At 41.9% G+C, this 6,183-nt stretch carries 5 protein-coding genes and 1 pseudogene; 3 read left to right on the top strand and 3 right to left on the bottom strand.

From position 1 onward, the window contains the following. Window positions 1-331, top strand: a pseudogene (locus AACT21_RS05250) (SIMPL domain-containing protein); the annotation flags it as partial. Between the two features lie 47 nt (window positions 332-378). Here AACT21_RS05250 and AACT21_RS05255 read toward each other — a convergent pair. Further along, window positions 379-2,526: a GGDEF domain-containing protein gene (locus tag AACT21_RS05255; protein ID WP_094164566.1), complete on the bottom strand. Its 2,148-nt coding sequence runs from the start codon at window positions 2,524-2,526 to the stop codon at window positions 379-381. Window positions 2,527-2,813: 287 nt separating this feature from the next. Between AACT21_RS05255 and AACT21_RS05260 the strand changes: the two genes are divergently transcribed. Together AACT21_RS05260 and AACT21_RS05265 are read left to right on the top strand one after the other, a co-directional pair. Continuing rightward, window positions 2,814-3,296, top strand: coding sequence for a L,D-transpeptidase family protein (locus AACT21_RS05260; RefSeq protein ID WP_094164567.1), 483 nt, complete (start codon window positions 2,814-2,816; stop codon window positions 3,294-3,296). Between the two features lie 121 nt (window positions 3,297-3,417). Beyond that, the gene (locus AACT21_RS05265) at window positions 3,418-3,762 is read left to right on the top strand and encodes a YajD family HNH nuclease (protein WP_010318547.1); all 345 of its coding nucleotides are present in this window, start codon (window positions 3,418-3,420) and stop codon (window positions 3,760-3,762) included. A 17-nt stretch (window positions 3,763-3,779) separates the two neighbouring features. Here the strand turns inward: AACT21_RS05265 and AACT21_RS05270 are convergent, their stop codons facing one another. Continuing rightward, complete coding sequence (locus tag AACT21_RS05270; RefSeq protein WP_026028221.1) at window positions 3,780-3,995, bottom strand: DUF3820 family protein; 216 nt, start codon at window positions 3,993-3,995, stop codon at window positions 3,780-3,782. A gap of 110 nt (window positions 3,996-4,105) precedes the next feature. Continuing rightward, on the bottom strand, window positions 4,106-6,061 hold the full coding sequence (locus tag AACT21_RS05275; protein ID WP_038170427.1) for an LTA synthase family protein: 1,956 nt from the start codon (window positions 6,059-6,061) through the stop codon (window positions 4,106-4,108). Between the last annotated feature and the right edge of the window lie 122 nt (window positions 6,062-6,183).

The following is a 6,183-nucleotide window of genomic DNA, read 5'->3' on the forward strand; positions in this document are numbered from 1 at the left end:
GTACAGCAATCAAGTTGACTTAGTGCGCGAGGCCATTAATAAGCTCGGCAATTTAGGAAAACAAGGCATCGTTTTTAATCAAGATCCTTACAACAACCGCGTTGATTATTCATTCTCTGGACTGAATGAAATCAAACCCGACATGATTGAAGAAGCGACCAAACAGGCAAGAGAAGTCGCAGAGAAATTTGCCAAAGATTCGCAAAGCTCACTTGGCAAGATTAAACGTGCTTCACAGGGACAATTTAGTATTGTGGATCGTGATAACAATACTCCTTACATCAAAAAAGTACGCGTCGTTTCAACGGTTGAATATTACCTCTCAGACTGAATAATCTGCTGTTCTCATTATCCTTGCCATGACTCGCCGCGCCAACACTATGAATTTGATGCGGCGACTTTATCACTTCGAGTATGGTGTTTTTGCTCAGAGTAACCAACGACTTGGTTTCTGCCATTATCTTTTGCTTGGTAAAGTGCCTTATCTGCTTTGCTGTACATCTCCTCAAACTTAAGTTCACTGGGAAGGTACTGGGCAATAGTGTAACCAATCGAGACACTTAAGCAGTCACCATCAGGGTTCTCACTATGTTCAATCTGCTCTCGTTCAATACTAAAGCGTATGCTTTCAGCCAACGCTTTCACTTCTGCTGCATCACGGTTGGCCACCAACAATATAAATTCTTCACCACCAATTCGGCAAAAGAGTTCATTCTCTGCCTGAGCATGTTGGTTGAGAATATGGCCAATACGAATCAAAGCAATATCCCCTTCTAAGTGACCGTAGTAATTATTAAATAAACCAAAGTGATCAATATCAAGCAGAATTAAACCATAGCTTACGGTCTCCGTTTGTACTCTCGAACCGATGCGTTCCAATAAATGAGCTAACATCCGACGATTTCCAAGGCGAGTTAATGGATCCATTTTGGCCATTAAGTCCAGTTTGTCGTTCACTTTTTGTAACTCATAGGTACGGTTACGCACCTCAATTTCTAAATTCTCATTCAGTTCACTGATCGCCTGCTGAGCACTGGTGCGCATCAATACTTCGGTTAAATTCGAAGCGAACATGCGGATCACTTCTCGCAGTTGTGAAGTCAGTGGTGAGCGGCGGATCAAATTGTCCGCAGCAATAAAAGCAATAGGTTCGCCATTGTTGGTAAGCATGGTCATGGCTGTCCAGCCAAAACCAACAATGTTGCTGTCATGATAAATAGGGACTGACTCTTCAAACACCACCTCATTGGGGTTGGCTTTGGCCATATCAACAATCATATTATTGGTGGTCCCAGAACGAAAATAGGATTCATCCACAATGTTGCCTTGGATGTCGGTTCCCCACGTTCCTTGAATATACGAGCAGTGTTTATCGGTCAAAAATACTGCCATCCGATCAATGCCCATGCGGTTAATCGCAAAACTGACCGCCGATTTGCACACGTCACTCACCGTCATACAACGTGACAGTTCAACCATGCTCGCATGCAACATGCGAACATTTTGCTCCTGACGCTTGCGAATATAAATTTGCGCAAGCAATGAACCAAAAGATTCCAACATCTGCTTTTGGTATTCAGTTATGGGCTGTCGATTAATGTAGTTATCAATCGCGATCCAACCAATGGTTTCATTACCATCACGTAGAATTAACATCCCATTCCACCCTTGTCCTACCACATTTCCTGCCGTGTATAGAGGGGCATCGTCGATCAGCACCAAACTTTTAGTATCATCAGAAAGACCGCTTAAATAACTTTCTTCTAGCTGGTGCAAATCGTATTGGGTATGGTGTTCGCTCACCGTTTTTCCGCTTTCATCCGTACCATAAGTTCCGCTAAAACAACGTTTTTTCATATCAAGAACTAAAAAAGCGGCTCGATCAAATCCTAAGCGTGTTTTCGTTACATCAACGGCCGCTCTGTGCAGCGCATCCAAATTGTCTGGGTTAGCCAGTTCAATCGCTAATTGATGAACCAGCTTCATGTTATCAATGAACATTTCGCGCTGTTTAATTTCATCCAAATACTTTGCTTCGCGGATATCTCTATTTTTAAACTCCTTTGCCGCTTCAGATTCCGCGCGAAGACATTGCCAACGAGCCGCAATCAGTTGCAAACAATCGAGCTCTCCGGATTCTGTTTTCGCATGAATGTTGACGTTATCAATTGCCTCAAGCAGCAAATAGGTTCTTAAATCAGGGTGGTTATCTAACATAAAAAGATAAGACTCACCGCCCATCACACTACGGTAGTCCCAATTGCAGGTGTTGATCGCTAGTGGAATTAGACCATCAGAGGTGTCAAATTGTGCGGCCCAATTCCAAAAGGTATTTGGATAATTTTGCAGAGCTGTCGGTAAGTTGTACTCAAATAATGGCTCATGGCGCTTGTTTAATGTTGGTGCATGAAAGATCCGCATTGATTTGGGAGAAATGAAACTTTGAAGAAAATCAAACGTTGCTTCCGCGAGCATACGGTGGTTGCGAGCAGAAGAAATCTGTTTGAGTAAAGTACGAGAGAACATATGAGCGGCCTGACATTTTAATAATTTTCATTGCAAAATTAGACAAAAGATCATGTGCAATCAAACTCTTAAAAAGGTCGCTGTTAAGTCGGCCGCAAATTTGCACTCTATGTTTTTACATCCTAGAGTTAACCTACATTTTTGAGATTCTGTTTCCATTTATTACATGGTTAGCCCTATTATTTTTAGCATTGTCTTATTTACAAGACAATATTGACAACTAGCCACGTTCATTCTTCCGCTGCATAATGTTTCTCTATTTGCCACCTTATCAGTACTGACACTCTATGATCCGATACTTTAGGCTACTTTTGTTTCTATGTTTTTCACTCAACAGCGCAGCGGCTGAGATTGATCTGGTCAAAGTGGATAAATCTAAGCGTCGCATGTACTTAATCTCGGGACAGCAGATCATTCAAGAGTATCGAATTGCCTTGGGTAAAGAACCCAAAGGACATAAACAGCAAGAAGGCGATCAACGTACTCCAGAAGGTCGATACTATCTTGAAGCTATCAGTAATGATTCTGGCTATTATCGTTCGATTCATATCAGTTACCCGAATCATCAAGATAAAGTGCATGCACAGCGCTTAAACATCAATCCCGGTGGTGATATAAAAATCCATGGTCTAAAAAATGGCGACAAGCAACGACCAGAATATGTGCAAAGTTTTGATTGGACTAATGGGTGTATTGCACTGACTAACTCAGAAATGGATGAATTTTTGAGCCTAGTCAAAGAAGGCACGCCGATTGAGATTGAGTGGTAAAAGTGACACTTACGCTAAGGTGTGAGGGTGTGCATTAAAATAAATCACACAAACTTTGATTAGCGCAGATTTTTGGTTTTTAATATCGAAAAAGTATTTTTAATCAATGGTTGGAATTAACATGTCGTCAGATTTTTATGGTTCAAGTGCCAATTATGCTCGTAAAGAGAGCGGTTACCGAGAAAAAGCACTTAAACTTTACCCTTGGGTGTGTGGCAATTGCGCGCGTGAATTCGTTTATTCAAATTTACGAGAATTAACTGTGCACCACAAAGATCACGATCACACCAATAACCCTGAAGATGGCAGTAACTGGGAGCTTTTATGCCTCTATTGTCACGATCATGAGCACTCTAAATATTCAGACCACGACCGATTTGGCGCTGAGCCTGTTGCGAGATTAGACGATCATCAAAGCGCGACCTATAACCCCTTTGCCGATCTCGCCAAACTGATGAAAAAATAACGCGGTTAGCCACTAGATCACATACGTTTTAGTGGCTTAACCACGCTATCCAATCCTTCAATTTTCAACGCTAAACAAAGTTGCAACAAACGCCCGAGCTCCCCTTCAGGGAAGCCCTTCTTATCAAACCACAGCAAATACTCTTCTGGTAAGTCGATAAGCGCTCGCCCTGCATACTTACCAAACGGCATTGGCATACGCGCAAGTTTAATCAGGTTCTCTTTTTCTAACATTTTGCGCCTCACAAACTGGCTAAACTTGTTTAAGTCCAACCAGTTTATGTTTCTCAGCCACTTTTGGGTACTGATTTATCGCATAACGCTGTAGGTGGATAAAAATATAATCAATATGAATCAGATGCAGTGTAGTAGTTTTCTTTAAACGCTAAGCTTCCCCACATAGCATTGGCATGAGCACGTTTAACCACTTCTGGATCCAACTCTTTTTCTGTCAGGGTATCTGATTTAAAATCATATTGATAAGTAGAAATACCTTGCTCAGGCCGAATAACAACCAGTTGGTTGTCTGCTGTCATATAGCCATAGTTTTTATCTCGTTGCATCATTACTCGCTGCTTCTCAGCAGGAACATCATGAGTTAAATCGAACCCAATCATTGGGTTTTGGCTACTGATACCGGCCAAAGAAAGCAGTGTGGGTGCAAGGTCAATTTGACTAACTAGACGATCGTCAATGCGGTGTTCAATGCCGCCACCAAAAATCACCGCTGGAATTCGAAAGTAATCGACTGGTACAGGCTGATTACCCTGTGTTCTAGCATCATGATCTGCCACAGCAACAAACACCGTGTTATCCCAATATGGTGACTTTTTCGCTTTTTCAATGAACTGTCCAAGCGCATAGTCTGCATATTTCACCGCATTTTCCACCGTTTGCTTTGGCTCATTATACGGTTCAATCACGTTATCAGGGTATTCAAATGGGCTGTGGTTCGATGAGCTAAAAACTAAGCTAAAGAACGGTTTACCTTCACGACTCATCTTCGTAAATTGCTGATCTGCCTTATTGTAAAGATCTTCATCTGACGCGCCCCATGAACCAACATATTTAGGCGAATCAAAAGTTGGGAAGTCTTGCATATCGACAAAACCGTTACCCAAGAAGAAACTCTTCATATTGTCAAAGTGGCTTTCACCACCGTAAATAAATTGTGTGTGGTAATTTCGAGACTTTAATAAATCCGCAATTGAAAAGAAATTCGTTTGGCTTTTACCTAATTTGACCACTGAACGTGCAGGAGTCGGAGAAAACCCAGTGGTCACCGCTTCAATACCACGAACAGAACGCGTTCCCGTTGCGTACAAACGGGTGAATGCCCACCCCTCATCAATCAGTTTATCGATATTGGGTGACGCATCGATACCACCAAGGCGGCTAACATAACGTGCACCGTGACTTTCAAGCAGTAGGATTACGATATTTTTAGGCTGGCCTTGATAGGTCGCTTGGTGCATTGCCATGCTAGGTTGTTGTGCAGAGACAAAGTCTTTATTGTCGACATTCATGGATGCACGAATTTCTTGGACGATCTCCTGCTTATCCATTTTCGGGTAAAACTCGAAAGCACTCGCTTCAGATTTCATCTGTTTGGCAGCAAAAATCGCTGAAAATGAGGAGTTTAACGTTAAATCATTCACCAAAGGGTCACTAGAAAAAGCCACCATCGCCGGATTTAATGGACGGTGTCCCAGTGAAGAACGCGCCCCCAAAATACCAATAGCCACAACAAAAATAGCAATCAGCGGACGCCAATACCATTTAGGAAAGCTTAAGTTCGAAACAAGCTGCTTGCTCCATTTCCAACCGACAAAAAGTGTGAACGTGGAAACTACGGCACCAAGGAAAAGCTCAAATTTATAGCCACTCCAAAGCATACTGAAAACTTCTTTGGGATAAATGAGATATTCGATAAAAATTCGATTAGGTCGCAGATCGTACTCAATAATAAATGGCGGTGTTGCTGCTTCCATGTAAACAATCAACCACAAACCGCCGGTAATCCACACACGTAAAAACCAATGCCAAACCCGACCGACAGCATGATCGCCAGACAGTAGGCTAGATAACAACGCTGGTAAAATGAGCAAATAGCAAAGAGAAACAATATCAACTCGCAGACCACTTAAGAAAATGGTCAGCCATCCACCAGCATCACTCACCCGTTCAAAATGCCAGATAGCCAGTCCTAAACGAGAAACAAAAAAGATAACTAGCCCCACCACGAATACGGCAGCAATCGGATAGAGAGGCCCTAAGTAGGGTTTGATTTTATTGAGCATAAATTTCAACAACTATTAAGATTAAATGAATGGTTAGATAATACGTTAAGGCATTGATAAAAGAAATAAGTTCCATTTCATTTTGTAAAACGAAAAACTATCGCCTATTTTATCTTCATGCG

Source organism: Vibrio sp. V08_P9A1T1 (assembly GCF_963874405.1).
Classification (GTDB): domain Bacteria; phylum Pseudomonadota; class Gammaproteobacteria; order Enterobacterales; family Vibrionaceae; genus Vibrio; species Vibrio anguillarum.

What these genes read in the sequence shown, in the direction of transcription:
- AACT21_RS05255 (WP_094164566.1), bottom strand. Translation starts at nt 2,526, where the DNA reads ATGTTCTCTCGTACTTTACTCAAACAGATTTCTTCTGCTCGCAACCAC.
- AACT21_RS05260 (WP_094164567.1), top strand. Translation starts at nt 2,814, where the DNA reads ATGATCCGATACTTTAGGCTACTTTTGTTTCTATGTTTTTCACTCAAC.
- AACT21_RS05265 (WP_010318547.1), top strand. Translation starts at nt 3,418, where the DNA reads ATGTCGTCAGATTTTTATGGTTCAAGTGCCAATTATGCTCGTAAAGAG.
- AACT21_RS05270 (WP_026028221.1), bottom strand. Translation starts at nt 3,995, where the DNA reads ATGTTAGAAAAAGAGAACCTGATTAAACTTGCGCGTATGCCAATGCCG.
- AACT21_RS05275 (WP_038170427.1), bottom strand. Translation starts at nt 6,061, where the DNA reads ATGCTCAATAAAATCAAACCCTACTTAGGGCCTCTCTATCCGATTGCT.